General features: G+C 67.9%; 21 protein-coding genes and 1 pseudogene. 11 read left to right on the top strand and 11 right to left on the bottom strand.

From position 1 onward, the window contains the following. Positions 1 to 21 precede the first annotated feature (21 nt). Both cbiB and QM682_RS11910 read right to left on the bottom strand, forming a co-directional pair. Positions 22 to 963, bottom strand: a complete 942-nt coding sequence (cbiB, locus tag QM682_RS11915) for an adenosylcobinamide-phosphate synthase CbiB (protein WP_415129989.1) — start codon at positions 961 to 963, stop codon at positions 22 to 24. Next, positions 960 to 1,490, bottom strand: coding sequence for a histidine phosphatase family protein (locus QM682_RS11910; RefSeq protein WP_415129987.1), 531 nt, complete (start codon positions 1,488 to 1,490; stop codon positions 960 to 962). Before QM682_RS11910 ends, cbiB begins: the two co-directional genes overlap by 4 nt. A gap of 293 nt (positions 1,491 to 1,783) precedes the next feature. On the opposite strand from QM682_RS11910, the gene QM682_RS11905 reads away from it, so the two are divergent. Beyond that, positions 1,784 to 2,149, top strand: coding sequence for a lysozyme inhibitor LprI family protein (locus tag QM682_RS11905; protein WP_415129985.1), 366 nt, complete (start codon positions 1,784 to 1,786; stop codon positions 2,147 to 2,149). 16 nt (positions 2,150 to 2,165) lie between these two features. Here the strand turns inward: QM682_RS11905 and QM682_RS11900 are convergent, their stop codons facing one another. Next, positions 2,166 to 2,786: an OmpW/AlkL family protein gene (locus QM682_RS11900; protein WP_415129983.1), complete on the bottom strand. Its 621-nt coding sequence runs from the start codon at positions 2,784 to 2,786 to the stop codon at positions 2,166 to 2,168. Between the two features lie 72 nt (positions 2,787 to 2,858). Further along, the gene (locus QM682_RS11895) at positions 2,859 to 3,434 is read right to left on the bottom strand and encodes a hypothetical protein (RefSeq protein WP_415129981.1); all 576 of its coding nucleotides are present in this window, start codon (positions 3,432 to 3,434) and stop codon (positions 2,859 to 2,861) included. Positions 3,435 to 3,489: 55 nt separating this feature from the next. Between QM682_RS11895 and QM682_RS11890 the strand changes: the two genes are divergently transcribed. The 3 genes from QM682_RS11890 to QM682_RS11880 all read left to right on the top strand — a co-directional run bounded on the left by QM682_RS11890 (position 3,490) and on the right by QM682_RS11880 (position 5,355). Beyond that, the gene (locus QM682_RS11890) at positions 3,490 to 3,648 is read left to right on the top strand and encodes a hypothetical protein (protein ID WP_415129979.1); all 159 of its coding nucleotides are present in this window, start codon (positions 3,490 to 3,492) and stop codon (positions 3,646 to 3,648) included. Next, entirely contained in the window at positions 3,648 to 3,980 is a 333-nt protein-coding gene (locus QM682_RS11885; RefSeq protein ID WP_415129977.1) for a hypothetical protein, read from the top strand. The genes QM682_RS11890 and QM682_RS11885 overlap by 1 nt, the downstream gene beginning before the upstream one ends. Positions 3,981 to 4,158: 178 nt before the next feature. Next, entirely contained in the window at positions 4,159 to 5,355 is a 1,197-nt protein-coding gene (locus QM682_RS11880) for an MFS transporter (protein WP_415129975.1), read from the top strand. Here QM682_RS11880 and QM682_RS11875 read toward each other — a convergent pair. Beyond that, complete coding sequence (locus QM682_RS11875) at positions 5,320 to 6,018, bottom strand: DUF599 domain-containing protein (protein ID WP_415130085.1); 699 nt, start codon at positions 6,016 to 6,018, stop codon at positions 5,320 to 5,322. The two genes, QM682_RS11880 and QM682_RS11875, sit on opposite strands and share 36 nt — an antisense overlap. A gap of 92 nt (positions 6,019 to 6,110) precedes the next feature. Between QM682_RS11875 and QM682_RS11870 the strand changes: the two genes are divergently transcribed. The 5 genes from QM682_RS11870 (at position 6,111) to QM682_RS11850 (ending at position 10,818) form a co-directional block, all read left to right on the top strand. Further along, positions 6,111 to 6,350 carry a YdcH family protein gene (locus QM682_RS11870; protein WP_415129974.1) on the top strand — a complete coding sequence of 80 codons (240 nt, stop codon included), beginning with the start codon at positions 6,111 to 6,113 and terminating at the stop codon, positions 6,348 to 6,350. Then, a complete protein-coding gene (locus QM682_RS11865) occupies positions 6,350 to 7,795 on the top strand; it encodes an FAD-linked oxidase C-terminal domain-containing protein (RefSeq protein WP_415129972.1) in 1,446 nt (481 codons plus the stop codon). The genes QM682_RS11870 and QM682_RS11865 overlap by 1 nt, the downstream gene beginning before the upstream one ends. Next, complete coding sequence (locus QM682_RS11860) at positions 7,785 to 8,849, top strand: FAD-binding protein (RefSeq protein ID WP_415129970.1); 1,065 nt, start codon at positions 7,785 to 7,787, stop codon at positions 8,847 to 8,849. Before QM682_RS11865 ends, QM682_RS11860 begins: the two co-directional genes overlap by 11 nt. Further along, entirely contained in the window at positions 8,819 to 10,189 is a 1,371-nt protein-coding gene (glcF, locus tag QM682_RS11855) for a glycolate oxidase subunit GlcF (RefSeq protein ID WP_415129968.1), read from the top strand. Before QM682_RS11860 ends, glcF begins: the two co-directional genes overlap by 31 nt. A gap of 182 nt (positions 10,190 to 10,371) precedes the next feature. Beyond that, the gene (locus QM682_RS11850) at positions 10,372 to 10,818 is read left to right on the top strand and encodes an Hsp20 family protein (protein ID WP_415129966.1); all 447 of its coding nucleotides are present in this window, start codon (positions 10,372 to 10,374) and stop codon (positions 10,816 to 10,818) included. Between the two features lie 512 nt (positions 10,819 to 11,330). Here QM682_RS11850 and recR read toward each other — a convergent pair. Genes recR through QM682_RS11830 form a run of 4 tightly spaced genes read right to left on the bottom strand, consistent with a single transcriptional unit; the run spans position 11,331 to position 14,419 of the window. Then, positions 11,331 to 11,942 carry a recombination mediator RecR gene (gene recR, locus QM682_RS11845; RefSeq protein ID WP_415129964.1) on the bottom strand — a complete coding sequence of 204 codons (612 nt, stop codon included), beginning with the start codon at positions 11,940 to 11,942 and terminating at the stop codon, positions 11,331 to 11,333. Between the two features lies 1 nt (position 11,943). Further along, positions 11,944 to 12,288: a YbaB/EbfC family nucleoid-associated protein gene (locus QM682_RS11840; RefSeq protein WP_415129962.1), complete on the bottom strand. Its 345-nt coding sequence runs from the start codon at positions 12,286 to 12,288 to the stop codon at positions 11,944 to 11,946. A 3-nt stretch (positions 12,289 to 12,291) separates the two neighbouring features. Then, the gene (locus QM682_RS11835) at positions 12,292 to 14,058 is read right to left on the bottom strand and encodes a DNA polymerase III subunit gamma/tau (protein WP_415129960.1); all 1,767 of its coding nucleotides are present in this window, start codon (positions 14,056 to 14,058) and stop codon (positions 12,292 to 12,294) included. Between the two features lie 58 nt (positions 14,059 to 14,116). Further along, on the bottom strand, positions 14,117 to 14,419 hold the full coding sequence (locus QM682_RS11830) for a DUF2218 domain-containing protein (RefSeq protein ID WP_415129958.1): 303 nt from the start codon (positions 14,417 to 14,419) through the stop codon (positions 14,117 to 14,119). Positions 14,420 to 14,631: 212 nt separating this feature from the next. On the opposite strand from QM682_RS11830, the gene QM682_RS11825 reads away from it, so the two are divergent. Beyond that, the gene (locus QM682_RS11825; RefSeq protein ID WP_415129956.1) at positions 14,632 to 16,440 is read left to right on the top strand and encodes an ABC-F family ATP-binding cassette domain-containing protein; all 1,809 of its coding nucleotides are present in this window, start codon (positions 14,632 to 14,634) and stop codon (positions 16,438 to 16,440) included. Between the two features lie 91 nt (positions 16,441 to 16,531). Here the strand turns inward: QM682_RS11825 and QM682_RS11820 are convergent, their stop codons facing one another. Next, positions 16,532 to 17,275: a DeoR/GlpR family DNA-binding transcription regulator gene (locus QM682_RS11820; protein WP_415129954.1), complete on the bottom strand. Its 744-nt coding sequence runs from the start codon at positions 17,273 to 17,275 to the stop codon at positions 16,532 to 16,534. A gap of 73 nt (positions 17,276 to 17,348) precedes the next feature. Between QM682_RS11820 and QM682_RS11815 the strand changes: the two genes are divergently transcribed. Further along, on the top strand, positions 17,349 to 17,717 hold the full coding sequence (locus QM682_RS11815) for a hypothetical protein (RefSeq protein ID WP_415129952.1): 369 nt from the start codon (positions 17,349 to 17,351) through the stop codon (positions 17,715 to 17,717). A 123-nt stretch (positions 17,718 to 17,840) separates the two neighbouring features. Here the strand turns inward: QM682_RS11815 and groEL are convergent. Continuing rightward, positions 17,841 to 18,037 (bottom strand): annotated as a pseudogene (gene groEL, locus QM682_RS11810) (chaperonin GroEL); the annotation flags it as partial.

Genomic DNA, 18,037 nt, shown 5'->3' with positions numbered 1-18,037 from the left:
ATGGCGGGCCTGTCCCCGATGTCAAGCGGCGAGCCATGCCAGAAGCGCCAGTCCCAGCATCGCCATTGCCCGGCGGTAAAGCGCAAGGCCGCGCCGCAGATCCCGCGGGCCGGGATCGCGGGCCGTGCCGTTCAGCCATGGCTCGGGGGTCTCGACGCCGCCATAGCTGCGCGGGCCGGACAGGCGCACGTTCAGCGCGCCGGCCATCGCCGCCTCGGGCCAGCCCGCGTTGGGAGAGCGGTGGCGGCGCGCATCGCGCCGGACCACCTGCCAGGCGCGCCCCTTGGCCGGGGACGCGGCCAGCAGGAACAGCAACGCCGTCAGCCGCGAGGCGGGTAGGTTCACCAGATCGTCCAGCCGCGCCGCCACCCGCCCGAACAGCAGATGGCGCGGGCTGCGATGGCCGATCATCGAATCGAGTGTGTTGATCGCCTTATAGGCCGCGATCCCCGGCAGCCCCGCCACGGCGGCCCAAAGCACCGGCGCGACGACTCCGTCCGAGGTGTTCTCGGCCAGGCTCTCCAGGGCGGCGCGGGCGATGGGCGCGGGAGCGTCGGAGAGATCGCGCCCGACGATCATCGCCACCGCCCGCCGCGCGGCCGGGGCGTCGCCCGCCGCCAGGGGGTCGGCCACCGCCCTCACATGGTCATGAAGCGAGCGCGTGGCGACCAGCGGCCAGCCGAGCAGCCCCAGCAGCACCGCGCCATGGGGCAGGGGGGCCAGCCACGCCGTCAGCGCCAGCGCCGGCAGAACCGCCGCAAGGATGATCACCGCCACCGCCGCCGCGCCACGCAAGACGCGCGCCCCGCCCCGGTTCCAGCGGCGGTCCAGCGCCCCGATCAGCGCCCCGATCCAGACCACGGGATGCGAGATCCGGCGGTAAAGCCAGCCCGGCCAGCCGATCAGCGCATCCGCGCCGAAGGCGATCAGGGCGACGGTCAGGGTCTGGGACGAGAGGATCATGGGGCGATGCGGTTGACGGCCTCGACCGCCCAGCCGCCGGGGCTGCGCGTCAGGATCGTCAGCGACAGGGGCGCCACGGCGAAGGACAATGCTTCCGGCCCGACCGCCAGGGCCAGCGCCGCGCGCACCGTGCCCGCATGGGCGACGATGCCGACAGTTCCCGACTGGCGCAGCAGCACCGGCTGGACCCGCGCGGCCATGTCGAGAAAGCTTTCTCCGTCCTTGGGGCGATGGGCGGCCAGAGCCTTGGGCGGCAGGGGGCCGAGATCGGGAAAACCCTCGGTTTCCCAGAGTCCGAAATCCTGTTCCCACAGGTCCGCGACTGGCTCGGCCTCGCGTCCCATGGCGGCGACGGTCTGGCGGCAGCGCAGGGCGGGGCTGCACAGCAGGGGCAGGCCGGAAAGCTGCTTGCCCAGCCAGTCCAGCCCCGCCCGGTCGCCGCAATCGGCGGGCAGATCGCGCCGTCCCGCAAGCCCCGGCTGGGCAAGCGGCGCATGGCGCGCGAGCAGAAGGCGGCAGGCGGTCATTTGGCACCCCGAAACAGCGCCCCTGCTTGGCCCGCCCCGCTTCCGCTGTCAACTTGCCGGATGGCCCCGCCCGGCGCGGCGTTCTCTGGATGCTTTCGGCGCAGCGGGCCGGCCATGGCGTGGGCCGAGGGCCTAAGGATGCGATCATCAGCCGCCTTTTCGGCGATGCCAAGCTGATGGGATCGGGGCCGGAACCCTGGAAATCCGTCGCATGCTGTTCGGGGATCAACCGATGGAGATCGCCCGATGCGCCCGTTCCTGCTTCTTGCCGCCCTTGCCCTGCCGCTTTCCGCATGGGCCGGGGGCCAGTCTATGACGACAGGATCCTGCCCGTCTGCCTTATCGGCGAGGCGGCGACCGTCTGCGTGGCCCGGCCGGGCGGCGACACCACGGCGGGCATGGTCGATTGCCTTGCCGTCGAGGGCGCGGATTGGGACAAGCGGCTGAACCTCTTTTACGAGCGGGCAATGAAGCAGGCCGCGCCGACCGCGCCGGTGCTGAAGGCATCCCGGCGCGACTGGCCTGCCTATCGTGATTGCAGTTGCCATTTCCAAGCCATCCGCTTTCGGGGCGGCACCAAGGGCGGTTCCGTCGCCGCGACCTGCCCGATGGAACTGACCGGGCTTTGCCGGGCGGCGCTTCGGTCCGGGACGTGGTGAAGGCCCGGATCGCGGCCTAGAACTTCATCACATAGCTTACGCCCGCAACCAGCGGATCGACATCGACCTTGCCGATCTTGGCGCCGTTCAGTTCGACATCCGCGCCGATATCGACCCAGCGCAGATCGGCCCGGATCGCGGCGCGGTCGCTTATCCAGTAATCCCCACCCAGATGCGCGGCCAGGCCCCAGCTGTTCTTGACGCGCAGCCTGCTGCCCGAAAGCGGCCCCTTCGCCTCGCCATCCCAGAAGCCGGTGAAGTTCACGCCGATCCCCACGAAGGGCTTGAAACGCGGCGTGGCGTCGAAGTGATATTGCAGCGAGATCACCGGCGGCAATTGCTTGACCGTGCCGATCTGGGTCCCGTTCGAGCGGATCGCGTGCTTGAAGGGCAGCGCCCCCAGAACCTCGATCCCCAGATTGTCGCGGATGAAATATTCGAAGGTCACGGTGGGGCGGGTGCTGTCGCCGATGCGGGCCGGAACCGTGCCTTCTGCCAGCGCGCCATTGTCGGATTTCGGGTTCACATTGGCGATACCCAGCCCAAGGGTCCATTCCCCCTGCGCCTGGGCCAATGCGGGGCCGGCCAGGGCGACCAGCGCGGTCGCAAGCAGCATCTGTTTCATGACTGTCCTCATCTTTTGTCTTGCGGCGCGAGACATGGCATCGCGCAGGCCGGCCTAGCCTTGATCTGCGTCAAGCCCCGGCCGTCATGCCTGCGTCAGTTTGGCGCGGTTCATGGGGAGGGCGGCGAAGATGAGGCCCGCCACCTTGCTCCTGCCCTTGTCCGAAGGTTTCCGCGCCAATCGCGCGGCGCATCCGGCGATGCTGGATACTGTCGCCGGGGGGCTGGATGTCGTGCAGGACGTGATCGCCAACCGGGGCGAGATCGCCGGCCCATCGGCATCCGCATTGCCTTGATTCAACCCTGGGCCGCCCGCCATGTGGCCCCGGTCGATCACGCCGTCCGGGGCTGAAAGAGAAGCGGCTTCGGCCTGAAGCATATCGAGACGGATCACGGGGCTGCATTCCTCGATGATTTGCCGAATCTTCTTCGCACGGGGACAGTATATCGTGACCGCCAGGGGCTTCCGAAACGCTATATCGTTGACGACGCCGATCCGGCGCACGTAGCGGTTTTGCGCGAGAAATGGGACGATCAGAAGAAAAACTGGGTGGTCACCAGCTTTGATGATGATGTCGGGGATTTTGCTGATCGGTCCCAGTGGGAAGCGTTCCGGGTCACTGAGCCTGGCGAGGAACGGACTCCACCCCCGACCGATCAATCCAAGGATAATCCATCACGCGCAACAAAATCAATCTGATGATGTCGATCAGGCAATGCAGCAGGCCAAGCGCAATGAACCAACTGCCGACTTTGGCGACGGGAAGGGGCCGCGCTCCATTGCTTCTGTTCTTGATGAACTGGATGCCGACGACGAATTCGCTGCGGTGATCGACCTGTGCGGCAAGGGTCGCATGAAGAAGGGGGAAGCCTGATGAGTTTTTTCGATTGTGTCGCGGCGGCGGTCGCAGATGGTCATGCTGACAAAGAGCGCGGGGCGCGGGCGCAGGGCCTTTGGCAGGAACTGAAGGATCGCTATGTGCAGCAGGGCCATCCCGAGGACGTGTCCGATGCCATGGCGGCAGAGGATGTGAGGCGCGCGCTGAAGAAGGAGGCCGGCGACAAGCGGCACACCTATCTTGCACGCGTAAAGATCATGCGACGACTTGAGGCGGATGTGAACGGCGCGGTCGATCTTGCCACGCTCGCCACTAACAAGATCGAGCATATGGCGGCAGGGGCAAACCCTACCACTCCTGGCGGATGAGGGGAAAAAGCTTCCGCGCGAATGGGGATCCGGTTGCTTCGTGCTCGGGCAAGGGCGCGCGTCAGCATTGCGCCTGCTGCATGGCGGCTCTGCGGCGGGTTGTGCATGACGGCGGGCGGGCGCATCTGTTAACGCAACCATATCATATTCCGCCCCCTCACTTGCCCGGAAAGACCCGATGTCGCCCCAGCCGAACCTCAAGCTTGCCATCCTGGCATTGGCGCTTGGCGCCTTTGCCATCGGCACCTCGGAATTCGCCGCCATGGGGCTTTTGCCCTGGTATGCCCTGGACCTGGGGATCAGCGAGCCGCAGGCCGGCCATGTCGTCAGCGCCTATGCGCTGGGCGTGGTGGTGGGCGCGCCGGCCACCTCGATCCTGGGCGCGAAACTGCCGCGCCGGCGCTATCTGGCCGGGCTGGTCGCCGCCTACGGGTTGATGAACCTGCTGGCGGCGGTGCTGCCGGGCTATGGCAACCTGGTCGCCGCCCGCTTCCTGGCGGGGCTGCCGCATGGCGGATTTCTGGGCGTGGCGATGCTGTTTGCCGCCGACGCGATGCCGCGCGAACAGCGTGCCAAGGGCGTGACCCAGGTTTTGCTGGGCCTGACGGTGGCCAATATCGCCGGGGTGCCTTTGGCGAGCGCGCTGGGGCAGGGGCTGGGCTGGCGCTGGGGCTTTGCCCTGCCGGGCGTGCTGGCGCTGCTGGCTGGCTGGCTGATCCTGCGCGTCGCGCCCCGCGTCGGCGCCGATCCCCATGCCAGGCCCATGGCCGAGTTGCGCGCATTGGGCAATCCTGCGGTGATGCTGACGCTGCTGGTCGGCGCCATCGGCTTCGGTGGGCTTTTCGCGGTCTATTCCTTCCTGTCGGCGGCGATGCTGGCCACGACCCAGCCGCCCTCCTGGGCGGTGGCGGTGCTGCTGGGCGCTTTCGGCGTTGGCGGGACGCTGGGCTCGCTTCTGGCGGCGCGGCTTTCGATCCGGTTGGGGAACTTCCGCGCCGCGCTGGTGCTGATGCTGTTCATGGCGCTGACCCAGGCGCTGGCCTCGGCCGCGGTGGGGAACTGGGTGCTGATGATCGGCTCGTCCTTCCTGCTGGGGCTTGGCTCGGGCATGGTGGTGCCCTTGCAGACCCGGCTGATGGATGTCGCGGGCGAGGCGCAAAGCATGGCCGCCGCGATGAACCACGCCGCGTTCAATGCCGCGAACGCGCTGGGGCCTTGGCTTGCCGGGCTGGCGTTGGGCGCAGGCTGGGGCTGGCGCAGTTCGGGCATGGTGGGGGTCGCGCTGTCCCTGGCCGGGATCGCCGCGCTGGGACTGGCCTGGTGGCAGTCGCGCGGCGAGCTAGAACCGTTGCATCACGACCCGGCGCGAGCCTGAGGCGAATTCACGCCGCAGCGTGATCGCCAGGACCGTGCTGGCCGAGACGAGCAGCGCCCAGGAACCGACCAGCCAGCCAAGCGCCCCCAGCGCGAAATAGACGCAGCGCAGGCCGGAATTGAAGCTTTTCGCGGCGGTGATATTGATCTCGGCCGCTTGGCGCGCGCGGGGATAGGCCAGCGGATCCTCGGGGTCGTTCGGGACCGCCGCCATCAGGATGGCGCAATAGCCGAACAGGCGATGCGCCCAGATGAAACGCAGCAGCGCCACCGCCACGAAGAACAGCACGACGACGATCTTGATCTCCCAAAGCAGGGTCGGGATATGCGCCATGTCGAACTGCCGTGCCACGCCGGCGATCTGGTCGGTCTTGCCGATCAGGGCCAGTCCTCCCCCGATCGCGATCATGCAGGCCGAGGCGAAGAAGGCCGTCCCCTCGCGCAGGCTGCTGAGGATGTTGCCGTCGAAGATGCGCGGCGCGCGCGTGACGAAATGCCGCATCCATTCGCGGCGATAGTCCTTCATCAGCACCGAGACCGAGGGCCGGCTTTTCGGCGGATGCTCGATGATCCAGGTCGAGCCTAGCCAGGACAGGAAAAGCCAGGCGACCGCGATGAGATCGACAAGCGTGAAGGCGGCGCTGAGCGAGACGGTGCTATCCATGCCCATGTTCTAGCCTGCCCCATGGCCGGTTGCCAGATCCGCGTGCGAAGGCTATCCCTCGGAACGGCCCCCTTGCCTTTGGAGAAAGCACCATGGCGGCACCGCACGCAATTCACGAAGAGTTCCCCGATCAGGCCGGGCGTATCCACGAACTGAAGCTGAAGGATGCGCATTTTCAGCGGTTGCTGAACGAATATGACGCGGTCAACGACCAGGTTGCCGGGGCGGAAAGCCGCCAGACGCCGATGTCGGACGAGGCCGAGGCCGGGCTGCGTCGCAGCCGGGCCGCGCTGAAGGACCAGATCGCCCGCATGCTGGCCGGGGCGCATTGATGCGGATGCCCGCGCCCGATCCCCAGGTGCTGGCGCGCCGCGCGGCGATTGCCGGGCGGCTGCGCGCGGTCCTGCCGGGCGCGGTCATCGACGATCCGGCCGAGACGCGGGCCTATGAATGCGACGCGCTTTCGGCCTATCGCTGCCCGCCTTTGGCGGTGGTCCTGCCATCCACGACCGAAGAGGTCGCGGCCGTGCTGCGCATCTGCCATGACGAACGCGTGCCCGTGGTGCCGCGCGGGGCGGGGACCAGCCTGGCCGGCGGCTCGATGCCCACGGCGGATGCGGTGGTCGTCGGGCTGGCGCGGATGAACGCGGTGCTGGAAACCGACCTTCAGGACCGCTTCATCCGGGTGCAGGCGGGGCGGACGAACCTGTCCGTTTCGGGCGCGGTGGACGCGGCGGGGTTCTTTTACGCGCCCGATCCGTCAAGCCAGCTTGCCTGCGCCATCGGCGGCAATATCGGCATGAACTCGGGCGGGGCGCATTGCCTGAAATACGGCGTCACCACCAACAACCTGCTGGGCGTCACCCTGGTGCTGATGGATGGCTCGGTCGTCGAACTGGGCGGTCCCATGGGCGAGGCGCCGGGGCTGGACCTGCTGGGCGTCGTCTGCGGCTCGGAAGGTCAGCTTGGCATCGTGACCGAGGCCACGCTGCGCATCCTGCCCAAACCCGTGGGCGCGCGGCCCGTTCTGGTGGGCTTCGACGCCTCGGAAACCGCCGGGGCCTGCGTCGCCGCGATCATCCGCGCGGGCGTGCTGCCCGTCGCCATCGAATTCATGGACCGCCCCTGCATCCGCGCGACCGAGGATTTCGCTAAGGCCGGCTATCCCGATTGCGAGGCGCTGCTGATCATTGAGGTCGAGGGCACGCCCCCCGAGATCGACGAACAGCTGCGCCTGATCCGCGCCATCGCCGAAGGCTTCGCCCCCGTCGAATTCCGCGAAAGCCGCTCCGAGGACGAATCGCGCCGCATCTGGCTGGGCCGGAAATCGGCCTTCGGCGCCATGGGCCAGATCAACGATTACATGTGCCTTGACGGCACCATCCCGGTTTCGGCGCTGCCGCGGGTGCTGGCCGGGATCGCGCGGCTCTCGGGCGAATTCGGGCTGGACGTGGCCAATGTCTTTCATGCGGGCGACGGCAACATGCATCCGCTGATCCTTTACAACGCCAACACGCCGGGCGATCTGGAACGCTGCGAGGCGCTGGGGGCCGAGATCCTGAAGCTTTGCGTCGAGGTCGGCGGCTGCCTGACCGGCGAACATGGCGTCGGCGTCGAAAAGCGCGAACTGATGACGACCCAGTTCAACGCCGACGACCTTGAGGCGCAGATGCGCGTCAAGGACGTATTCGATCCGCACTGGCTGATGAACGCGGCCAAGGTGTTCCCGCTGGCCGTCTCGGCCCCGCGCCGCGAGGCGATCCGCAATGCGGCCTGAATCCGAGGCCGAGCTGGCCGACATGATCCGCGCCGCCCGCGCGCCCCTGTCGCCCTTGGGCGGCGGCACCCGCCTGCGTCCGGGCGAGGGGGCGGGCACGCCGCTGGACCTGTCGGCGCTGTCGGGCGTGGTGCTTTACGAACCGGCCGCGCTGACGCTGGTGGTCCGCGCGGGCACGCCGCTTTGCGAGGTGCGGGCGGTGCTGGCCGAGGAACGCCAGATGCTGGCCTTTGAACCCGACGCGCGCGACGGCTCGACCATCGGGGGCGTGGCCGCCGCCAACGCCAGCGGTCCGCGCCGGGTGCAGGCGGGGGCCTGCCGCGACGCCATGCTGGGCCTGCGCCTTGTCGACGGGCAGGGGCAGGTCGTCAAGAACGGCGGCCGGGTGATGAAGAACGTGACCGGCTATGACCTGGTCAAGCTGATGGCGGGATCGCGCGGGCAACTGGGCGTGCTGACCGAGATCGCCTTCAAGACCGCGCCGATGCCGCCCTGCGCCCTGACGCTGGCGCTGCCGGCCCTGGACGCCGCCGGTGCCGTGCCGGCCCTGACCGCCGCGCTGACCGGGCCCTATGACGTTTCGGGCGCGGCCTGGCTGCCGGGGCAGGGCGCGCTGATCCGGCTGGAGGGGCTGGCCGGCTCGGCCGCGATCCGCCGGCAGGCGCTGGAGCAGCGGCTGGCCCCCTTCGGCGCCGTGGCCGAGGGCGACCCGGCGGCCTGGGCGCAACTGGTCCCGCGCGAGGCGCCCGGCGATCTGTGGCGCATCCTCTGCCGCCCGTCCGAGGCGCCGGCGCTGCTGGCCGCCCTGCCGGCGCCGCTGGCCCTGGACTGGGGCGGGTCGCTGATCTGGGTCGCCCTGCCCCCCGGCCAGCCGCCGCGACTTCCCGCCTGGTCCGGCCATGCCACCCGCGTGACCGGCTCCGCCCCCCTGACCCTGCCCGCGACGAACCCGGTCGTCGCGCGGCTGAACGCCAGCCTCCGCGAGCGGTTCGATCCGCGCGCCATCCTTGCCAGCGACGGATCATGCAAACCCATTTCACAGATGAGCAGCTAAAGGACCCGCTGGTCGCGCGGTCGAACAGGATCCTGCGGGCCTGCGTCCATTGCGGTTTCTGCACCGCGACCTGCCCGACCTATCAGGTGCTGGGCGACGAACTCGACAGCCCGCGCGGTCGGATCTACCTGATCAAGGACATGCTGGAAAACGGCAGGGCGGCGGATGAAAAGACCGTCAAGCACCTGGACCGCTGCCTGTCCTGCCTGTCGTGCATGACGACCTGCCCCTCCGGCGTCGATTACATGCACCTGATCGACCACGCCCGCATCCATGTCGAGCGCACCTATCGCCGGCCCTGGCGCGACCGGGCGCTGCGCTGGCTGCTGGCGCGCGTGCTGCCCCATCAGGACCGTTTCCGGCTGGCGCTGCGGGGCGCGCGGCTTGCGCGGCCCTTCGCGCGGCTGATGCCGGACGCGCGGCTTCGGGCGATGCTGGACATGGCGCCCGCGCGCATCCCGCCCGCCAGCCCGAACGATCGCGGGCAGGTCTTCGCCCCCATCGGCGCGCGCCGTGCCCGGGTCGCGCTGATGCCGGGATGCGCGCAAAGGGCGCTGAACACCGACATCAACGACGCGACCATCCGCCTGCTGCGCCGCGCGGGCTGCGAGGTGGTGATCCCGGAAAGCTTCGGCTGCTGCGGCGCCCTGACCCACCATATGGGCCGCGAGGAGGACGCGCTGCACGCCGCCCGCGCCACCATCCGCGGCTTTCTCAAGGCCGATGCGACAGCGCCGCTTGATGCGATCATCATCAACACCTCGGGCTGCGGCACCACGATCAAGGATTACGGCAAGATCTTCGCGGGCGATCCGATGCAGCCCCAGGCCGAGCATGTCGCCCGCCTGGCCCGCGACGTGACCGAGTTCCTCGACGCGCATGGCCTGCCCCAGCGCCCCGCGCCGGGCGCGCTGCGCGAGGAAGAGCCGCATTTCCCCGATCTCGACCATGCCGCCGCCACCCTGCGGCCGTCCATGGCGCATGGGCAGGGGATGCGCGTCGCCTATCACGCGGCCTGCTCGCTCCAGCACGGCCAGCAGATCCGCTCGGCCCCCAAGGCGCTGCTGGCGCAGGCCGGCTTCCAGGTGGTCGAGCCCGAGAACCCGCATCTCTGCTGCGGCTCGGCCGGAACCTACAACCTGCTTCAGCCCAAGCTTTCGGGCGAACTCAAGCGTCGCAAGGTCGCAACGCTTCAGGCGACGAAGCCGCAGGTGATCGCCGCCGGAAATATCGGCTGCATGATGCAGATCGGCACGGGCACCGCCCTGCCGGTGGTCCATACGGTCGAGCTTCTGGACTGGGCGACCGGCGGTCCAAGGCCGCGCGCGCTGGCACCGTGATCGGCTTCTTCGTTTTCCAAATACCCAATCCCGCCCGCGCCGCAGTCCCGAAGCCGGGGTCTTGAAACCGCGCTTTCCGCCTCCCAGATTCCTTGCGTCGGAAGGCCGCCAGCGGCGCCGATCCTCGCCCCGCCAGGACTGGGGGGCAAGAGCTTGTATCGCTTTACGAAAAGGATGCGAAAATGCGCAACTTCGATCTGACCCCGCTTTATCGTGCCAGCGTCGGCTTCGACCGCATGGCGGATGTCATGGACCGTGCCCTGACCGCCGATATTGCCAGCTATCCCCCCTATAACATCGAGAAGACCGGCGAGAATACCTATCGCATCGCCATCGCCGTCGCGGGCTTTTCCGCCGAGGACCTGACGGTCGAGGTCAAGGATGGCGCCGTCATCGTGTCGGGCCGCAAAGCAGGAGACGAGGATGGCCGTACCTTCCTGCATCGCGGCATCGCCACCCGCGCCTTCGAGCGTCGCTTCACCCTGGCCGATCATGTCCGCGTCGAGGGTGCGAGCCATGTGGACGGCATGCTGAACATCGACCTGCTGCGCGAGATCCCCGAGGCGCTGAAGCCGCGCCGCGTCGAGATCGCGAAGCCCGCGAGGGCGGTCGAGAAGCTGGACGCCTGAAAGGGCCGAGCGCCCGAGAGGTCGGGGGCTTTGCCCCTGACCCTTTGGAAAGCGGCCGTATCTCGGGACGACCCTGATCGTGACGGGCCAAAGCCCGATAGCCGGTGGCCAAGGCGTTCCTGGGGATGATCCCTCACGGATCGGCTTTCGGCTGCTGGCCGCGCGTCTTGCAGGATCACGCGTCTTACAGGATCACGGGCCGTCGCCATGCGCCGAATTTCACCCGATTGTAATCGACGAGGCCGGTCAGGATCCGCACCCCGCACCCGCCATGTCGGCCAGGGCCATGCCGCAATCGCAGGCCCAGGCGGCTTCTTGCGGCGTCAGCCTCGTGCCGTAGCGCATGCGCCGGGCCTTGCCGCCGATGATCGCCTTTGCCGGGATCGCATGGGATTGCTTCGCTGGCGGGATTTCCCGATGACATCCCGCGACGGCGGGGTCGGGGGCGCCGCCGCGATCACGGCGCCCGCCGTCCGGGGAATGGCGCGGCTGATGTGGCGCGGCCCCAGTGATCAGAACTTGCGGCGCGCGCGCAGGGCCGCGGTGATGGTGCCATCGTCGAGATAGTCCAGTTCGCCGCCGATGGGGACGCCCTGGGCAAGGCCGGTGACGGCGACGCCGGTGGGGGCGATGGCCTCGGCGATGTAATGCGCGGTCGTCTGGCCCTCGACCGTCGCCGAAAGCGCAAGGATGACCTCGGCGATGTTTTCCTCGGCGATGCGCCCGATCAGTTGCGGGATGCGCAGATTCTCGGGGCCGATCTCGTCCAGCGCCGAAAGGTTGCCGCCCAGAACATGGTAGCGTCCCCGGAAGGCGCGGCCGCGTTCCAGCGCCCAAAGGTCGGCCACCTCGGTCACGACGCAGATCTCGCCGGTGGCGCGGGCCGGGTCCTGGCAGATCGGGCAGATATCGGCGCCAGTCACATTGCCGCAGACCAGGCATTCGCGGGCATGTTCGGCCACATGGGCCATAAGGCCCGCCAGTTGCGCCATCTGGCCGCTGCGGCGCCGGATCAGGTGCAGGACCAGGCGGCGGGCCGAACGCGGACCCAGGCCCGGCAGGCGGGCCAGGGTGGCGATCAGCGCCTCGATCTGGTCGCCGGACGCGGCGCCCGAGCCGGTCATGTCAGAAGGGCATCTTCAGATCGGCGGGCAGGCCCATCTCGCGGGTCAGGCGGGCCATTTCCTGCGCTGCCTTTTCCTGCGCGCGGCGCTGCGCATCCTTGATCGCGGCCAGGATCAGGTCCTCGACCACCTCCTTGTCCTGCTCGCGGAAGATCGAGGGGTCGATGTCCAGCGCCGTCAACTCTCCCTTGGCGGTGGCCGTGGCCTTGACCAGACCCGCGCCGGCCTCGCCGGTGACGGTCAGGCGGGTCAGCCCCTCCTGCATCTCGGTCATCCTGGTCTGCATCTGCTGGGCCGCTTCCATCATCTTCGACAGATCGCCCATGTCGCCCAATCCCTTGAACATCGCTTATTCCTCGTCCTCGAAGGGGTCCCATTCCTCGACCTCGGCCACGGGGCCTTCGGTCAGCTCATGGGGGGATGTATCCTCGCCCACGGGCTTTTCAACCGCGACCGGCTGCGGCACGGGGCGGATTTTCGTGATCTTGGCGCCGGGGAAGGCGGCGAAGATGGCCTGGACGGCGGGGTTCTCCATCACGCGGGCGCGGGCCTGGACCTCGCGCGCGGCGCGCTGTTCGCTGATCGTGGGACGGCCGGGTTCCGAGACCACGACCACCGCCCAGCGTCCGCCGCCGGTCCAGCCGCGCAGGCGTTCGGCCAACCGCTGGGCGAAGTCGCGCGGAGCATTGTCGGTGGGCTGGAACTCGATCCGGCCCGGCGCGTAGCGGACCAGGCGCAGGTGATCCTCGACATCCAGCAGCAGCTTCATGTCGCGCATCCGCCGGATCAGTTCGATCACCGATTCGAAATCGGGATAGGCGGCCAGGGCATCGGGCGAGACGGCAATGGCCGCCGCCGCGCCATCGGGGCGGAGGGCGACCGGCGCGCGCGGGGCCGAGGCGCGGGGCGCGTCGGTCCGGCCCGCCGAGGGGGCGCGGGTGAATTCGCCCGCCGCGACGCTGGCCTGGACCTTGCGGATCAGCGCCTCGGGGTCGGGCAGGTCGGCCACATGGGTCAGGCGGATGATCGCCATTTCCGCCGCCATCATCGCGTTCGGGGCCAGTCCCACCTCTTCCAGGGCCTTCAGCAGCATCTGCCATAGCCGGGTCAGCGCGCGCATCGGCACCTTTTCGGCGATCTGCTGGCCGCGCGCGCGTTCGTCGGGGCCGATGGTCGGATCGTCCAGCGCCTCGGGGGTGATCTTGACGATGGAAATCCAATGCGTGATCTCGGCCAGGTCGCGCAGCACGGCCATCGGATCGGCGCCATCGGCATATTGCGCCTGCAATTCGGCCAGCGCCTCGGCCGCGGCACCGCGCAGGATCATGTCGAACAGGTCCAGCACCCGGCCGCGATCCGCCAGGCCCAGCATGGCGCGCACCTGCGGCGCGGTGGTTTCGCCCGCGCCGTGGCTGATCGCCTGATCCAGCAGGCTGGTCGCGTCGCGCGCCGATCCTTCGGCCGCCCGCGTGATCAGCGCCAGTGCGTCCTGGGTGATCTGGGCGCCCTCGCGCCCGGCGATCCTGGACAGCAGGCCGATCATCACCTCGGGTTCGATCCGGCGCAGGTCGAAACGCTGGCAGCGCGACAGCACCGTGACCGGCACCTTGCGGATCTCGGTGGTGGCGAAGATGAACTTCACATGCGGCGGCGGTTCCTCAAGCGTTTTCAGAAGCGCGTTGAAGGCGCTGGTCGACAGCATGTGCACTTCGTCGATGATATAGATCTTGTAGCGGGCCGAGGCCGCGCGATAGTGAACCGATTCGATGATTTCGCGGATGTCGTTCACGCCGGTCCGGGATGCGGCGTCCATCTCCAGCACGTCGACATGGCGGCCCTCGCTGATCGCCACGCAATGCTCGCAGATGCCGCAAGGCTCGGTGGTGGGGCCGCCCTTGCCGTCGGGGCCGATGCAGTTCAGGCCCTTGGCGATGATGCGGGCGGTGGTGGTCTTTCCGGTGCCCCGGATGCCGGTCATGATGAAGGCCTGCGCGATCCGGTCGGCGGCGAAGGCGTTTTTCAGCGTGCGCACCATCGCATCCTGGCCGACCAGGTCGGCAAAGGTTTCGGGGCGGTATTTCCGCGCCAAGACTTGATAGTGCTGATCGTCGCTCATCGTCCGGTCCTGCTTGGTCGGCGAAGCTTAGCGGCGCGGGACGGGGGCGGCAACCAGGTCAGGGCTTCCAGTCGAAGGCCAATTCCTCGCGGAAGGCGAAGCGGGCGATGTGACTGTCCACGATATGGCGCATATGGGCGGTGGTCTCGGCCGGGGCGTGCAGCACGATCTCCAGCGCGGCCGGGGTCGCGGTCAGGGTCACGGCGCGGTCCTCGGGCATCACGATGCGGCCCTGATCGGCGTCGAACTGGACCTGGAACTTATGCGCCCAATGCTTGCAAAGCTGTTGCAGATAGCGGCTGGCATGTTCGGTGGCGACGGTGCAGGTCGAAGTGGTGCAGGTCGAAGTGATGACGGTCATGGTCGGTCCTGTCCTTGCGGAGGCGGCGTGCGGTCCGGCTGGCGGCGGCTGGCAAGACGGGAGGTGCCGCGCGAAGGAGAAGACGCGGCGGTTCCGATATAGCCCCGATCCGTCCCCGTGCAAGGGCGCCCCCCCCTTGAAGTGCCCCCCTTGAAGTGCCCGGCTGTCGCGGCCCGTTGACGCTGCATCCGGCGCGGCCTATCTGGCGGGGCATGGCACGCGCACCGCTTTTGCAATTGACCGACATCTCGCTGACCTTCGGCGGCACCCCCGTTTTCGACGGCTTGAACCTGACTGTCCAGCAGGGCGACCGCGTGTCGCTGGTGGGGCGAAACGGCTCGGGGAAATCCACGCTGATGAAGGTCATGGCCGGGCTGGTCGAGCCCGACGCCGGCCAGGTCATCACGCCCGCCGGGGTCAAGGTCGGCTATATGGAGCAGGACCCCGACCTGTCGGGCTTTGCCACGCTGGGCGATTTCGCCCGCGCGGGCTTGGACGACGCCGAGGGCTACCGCGTCGAGATGGCCGCCGAGGGGCTGAAATTCGATCCAGACCGTCCCGTCGCCACCGCCTCGGGCGGAGAGCGCCGCCGCGCCGCGCTGGCGCGCCTGCTGGCCGAGGCGCCGGAACTGATGCTGCTGGACGAGCCGACGAACCATCTGGACATCGAGGCCATCGGCTGGCTGGAAGACCAGCTTTCGACGACCCGTGCCGGTTTCGTGCTGATTTCGCACGACCGCGCGTTTCTGCGCGCGCTGACCCGCGCGACGCTGTGGATCGACCGGGGCGAGGTGCGCCGGCAGGATCGCGGCTTTGAGCATTTCGAGGATTGGCGCGAAACCCTTTGGGCGGCCGAGGATGATGCCCGCCACAAGCTGGATCGCAAGATCAAGGCCGAGGCCCGCTGGGCCGTCGAAGGCATCAGCGCGCGGCGCAAGCGCAACCAGGGCCGCGTCCGCGCCTTGGCCGCCTTGCGCGACGAGCGCGCGGGCCAGATCCGCCGCCAGGGCGCGGCGGCGATGGAGCTGGATTCGGGCCAGCAATCGGGCAAGCGGGTGATCGACGCCAAGGGCATCGCCAAGGCGTTCGGGGACCGGGTGATCCTGAAGCCCTTCGACCTGCGCGTGCTGCGCGGCGACCGCGTGGCCTTTGTCGGCCCGAACGGCGCCGGCAAGACCACGCTGATCAAGATGCTGACCGGCGAGATCGCCCCCGATGCGGGTGAGATCAAGCTGGGCACCAATCTGGACGTGGCGATTTTCGATCAGGCACGTTCTGCGATTGATGAGACCGTCAGCCTGTGGGACGCGCTGGCGGGCGATCCGGCGATGGGCGTCTCGGGCCGCGCCGATCAGGTCATGGTGCGGGGCAATCCCCGCCATGTCGTCGCCTATCTGAAGGATTTCCTGTTCGACGAGGCACAGGCCCGCGCCCCCGTGGGCAGTCTGTCGGGCGGCGAGAAGGCGCGGCTTTTGCTGGCGCGGATCATGGCGCGGCCCTCGAACCTGCTGGTGCTGGACGAGCCGACCAACGATCTGGACGTGGAAACGCTGGACCTGCTGCAAGACCTGCTGGGCGAATATGACGGCACCGTGCTGCTGGTCAGCCACGACCGCGATTTCATCGACCGCGTGGCCACCAGCACCGTGGCGATGGAGGGCGACGGGCGCGCGGTGATCTATCCCGGCGGCTGGTCGGATTACCGCAGCCAGCGCCCCGAGGTGGTGGCCGAGGCCGAGGTTATGAAGCCAGCCGTGGCTGCAAAGCCCGAAGTCAAAGCCACGTCCGAGCGGTCTGGCCTGAGCTTTACCGAGAAAAAGCGCCTGGACGCGCTGCCCGGCGTCATGGAGCGCCTTGAGGCCGAGATCGGCAAGCTGGAGGAGTTCCTGGCCCAGCCCGACCTGTTCCAGACCGCGCCCGCGAAGTTCCAGAAGGCGAGCGAGGGTCTGTCAGAGCGCCGGACCGCGCTGGCCGCGGCAGAGGAGGAATGGCTGGAACTGGCCGGGAAGGATGAGGGTTAGGGCGCTCTGGTCGGCTCGGAGACAAGAGCTTGTCGCTTTGAGCCCTTAGCGGACGGTCAGGTCGGTTTCCTGCGCTTGGACCGGTAGTCGCCTACCTTGCCTGGATATGCTGTGTTTTGTCGGGCAGCCATGCCGGACGCTTATCCGAGGTTACCAGTATCGAGACCTGAGCGAGAGGGGCGATACCCCATGGGCTGACCCTGCCCAGCTTGTCGGAGGTCGCCAGAACGACAGTTTCTCCGGCCGCTTCGATCAGCATCCGCTTCAGTTCCGCCTCGTCGCTGTCGCCTGTGGTCAGCCCGATTTCCGGGTGAACGCCTGTGACACCCAGAAGGCAAAGATCAACCTTCATGCGGCCATAGGCGCGTGCGGTTTCCGGGCCTAATGCCACCATCGAATGGCGAAAGAGCCGCCCGCCCATCAGGATGATGTCGATCTTTGGATGGAGCTCGAAGCTGGCGGCCACAGATGGGCTGTGTGTGACGATGCTGCATTGCCGGGTCTGAGGAATGGCCGCGGCAAGGTTGAGATGCGTTGTTCCACCGTCGACGATCACGATCTGGCCGTCGTTGATAAGACGAGCTGCCGCCTCGGCAAGCGCGGCTTTCTCCGCCTCATGCAGGCCCCGTCTTGCTGCCAGCGGCAGATGGGTCGGGGAGGCTGGCAAGGCGCCGCCATGCACGCGCACCAGCTTTCCTGCCGATGCCAGATCACGCAGATCCCTGCGCAAAGTGTCTTCAGAGAGACCCAGTTCGATGGCGAGAGGGGTCACGATGAGCTGGCCGTCACGTTCCAGCCGATCCAGAAGCAGAGCTTTTCGTGCTGTTGTTAGCATAGCCATTCTGCATGAAGTTGCGCTATACTGAATGATATTGCACGAATCGTGACATATCAAGACGGAGTCCAATATGACCAAATCCATGATGATCCTGATAGCTGGCCCCTACCGGTCCGGTACTGGCGACGATCCCGACAAAATGGCCGCCAATCTGGCCCAGCTGGAAAGCATGGCGCTGCCAATCTTTGACAAGGGGCACGTTCCGATGATCGGAGAATGGGCGGCCCTGCCGCTGCTACATGCTGCTGGCGGCGGCCAGCCCGGTAGTGCGGCCTACGACCGCATCATGCACCCGACCGCCCATCGGCTCCTGACCAAATGCGATGGAGTTCTGCGCCTGCCTGGTAATTCAACCGGTGCCGACAATGATGTTCGCATCGCGCGTGAGCGCAATATCAATGTCTGGTTCGACGTTAACGACATCCCGGCAGCTGGTTGATAACGCACGGACCTGCAACGACCGCTTCGTCCGCATAACTGCCACGTCGTAACTTTACCACGCATCCCCAAACGAAAAGGCCGCCCCTTGCGGGACGGCCCAATCTTCATCCTAAGCGGATGCTTACATCATGCCGCCCATGCCGCCCATGTCGGGCATACCGCCGGCCGGAGCCTTGGGCTCGGGCTTTTCGGCGATCATCGCTTCGGTGGTGATCAGCAGGCCGGCGACCGAGGCCGCGTCTTCCAGCGCGGTGCGCACGGCTTTGGCCGGGTCGATCACGCCGAACTTGAACATGTCGCCATATTCCTCGGTCTGGG

The organism is Paracoccus sp. (in: a-proteobacteria), assembly GCF_047605025.1.
In the GTDB taxonomy this organism is placed as follows: Bacteria; Pseudomonadota; Alphaproteobacteria; order Rhodobacterales; family Rhodobacteraceae; genus Paracoccus.
This window is presented reverse-complemented; position numbering and strand designations above follow the sequence as displayed.

Bases quoted from the DNA above. Each gene is read 5' to 3' on its own strand.
- cbiB (WP_415129989.1), bottom strand. From the start codon at position 963: ATGATCCTCTCGTCCCAGACCCTGACCGTCGCCCTGATCGCCTTCGGC.
- QM682_RS11910 (WP_415129987.1), bottom strand. From the start codon at position 1,490: ATGACCGCCTGCCGCCTTCTGCTCGCGCGCCATGCGCCGCTTGCCCAG.
- QM682_RS11905 (WP_415129985.1), top strand. From the start codon at position 1,784: ATGGGCCGGGGGCCAGTCTATGACGACAGGATCCTGCCCGTCTGCCTT.
- QM682_RS11900 (WP_415129983.1), bottom strand. From the start codon at position 2,786: ATGAGGACAGTCATGAAACAGATGCTGCTTGCGACCGCGCTGGTCGCC.
- QM682_RS11890 (WP_415129979.1), top strand. From the start codon at position 3,490: ATGCAGCAGGCCAAGCGCAATGAACCAACTGCCGACTTTGGCGACGGG.
- QM682_RS11885 (WP_415129977.1), top strand. From the start codon at position 3,648: ATGAGTTTTTTCGATTGTGTCGCGGCGGCGGTCGCAGATGGTCATGCT.
- QM682_RS11880 (WP_415129975.1), top strand. From the start codon at position 4,159: ATGTCGCCCCAGCCGAACCTCAAGCTTGCCATCCTGGCATTGGCGCTT.
- QM682_RS11875 (WP_415130085.1), bottom strand. From the start codon at position 6,018: ATGGATAGCACCGTCTCGCTCAGCGCCGCCTTCACGCTTGTCGATCTC.
- QM682_RS11870 (WP_415129974.1), top strand. From the start codon at position 6,111: ATGGCGGCACCGCACGCAATTCACGAAGAGTTCCCCGATCAGGCCGGG.
- QM682_RS11865 (WP_415129972.1), top strand. From the start codon at position 6,350: ATGCGGATGCCCGCGCCCGATCCCCAGGTGCTGGCGCGCCGCGCGGCG.
- QM682_RS11860 (WP_415129970.1), top strand. From the start codon at position 7,785: ATGCGGCCTGAATCCGAGGCCGAGCTGGCCGACATGATCCGCGCCGCC.
- glcF (WP_415129968.1), top strand. From the start codon at position 8,819: ATGCAAACCCATTTCACAGATGAGCAGCTAAAGGACCCGCTGGTCGCG.
- QM682_RS11850 (WP_415129966.1), top strand. From the start codon at position 10,372: ATGCGCAACTTCGATCTGACCCCGCTTTATCGTGCCAGCGTCGGCTTC.
- recR (WP_415129964.1), bottom strand. From the start codon at position 11,942: ATGACCGGCTCGGGCGCCGCGTCCGGCGACCAGATCGAGGCGCTGATC.
- QM682_RS11840 (WP_415129962.1), bottom strand. From the start codon at position 12,288: ATGTTCAAGGGATTGGGCGACATGGGCGATCTGTCGAAGATGATGGAA.
- QM682_RS11835 (WP_415129960.1), bottom strand. From the start codon at position 14,058: ATGAGCGACGATCAGCACTATCAAGTCTTGGCGCGGAAATACCGCCCC.
- QM682_RS11830 (WP_415129958.1), bottom strand. From the start codon at position 14,419: ATGACCGTCATCACTTCGACCTGCACCACTTCGACCTGCACCGTCGCC.
- QM682_RS11825 (WP_415129956.1), top strand. From the start codon at position 14,632: ATGGCACGCGCACCGCTTTTGCAATTGACCGACATCTCGCTGACCTTC.
- QM682_RS11820 (WP_415129954.1), bottom strand. From the start codon at position 17,275: ATGCTAACAACAGCACGAAAAGCTCTGCTTCTGGATCGGCTGGAACGT.
- QM682_RS11815 (WP_415129952.1), top strand. From the start codon at position 17,349: ATGACCAAATCCATGATGATCCTGATAGCTGGCCCCTACCGGTCCGGT.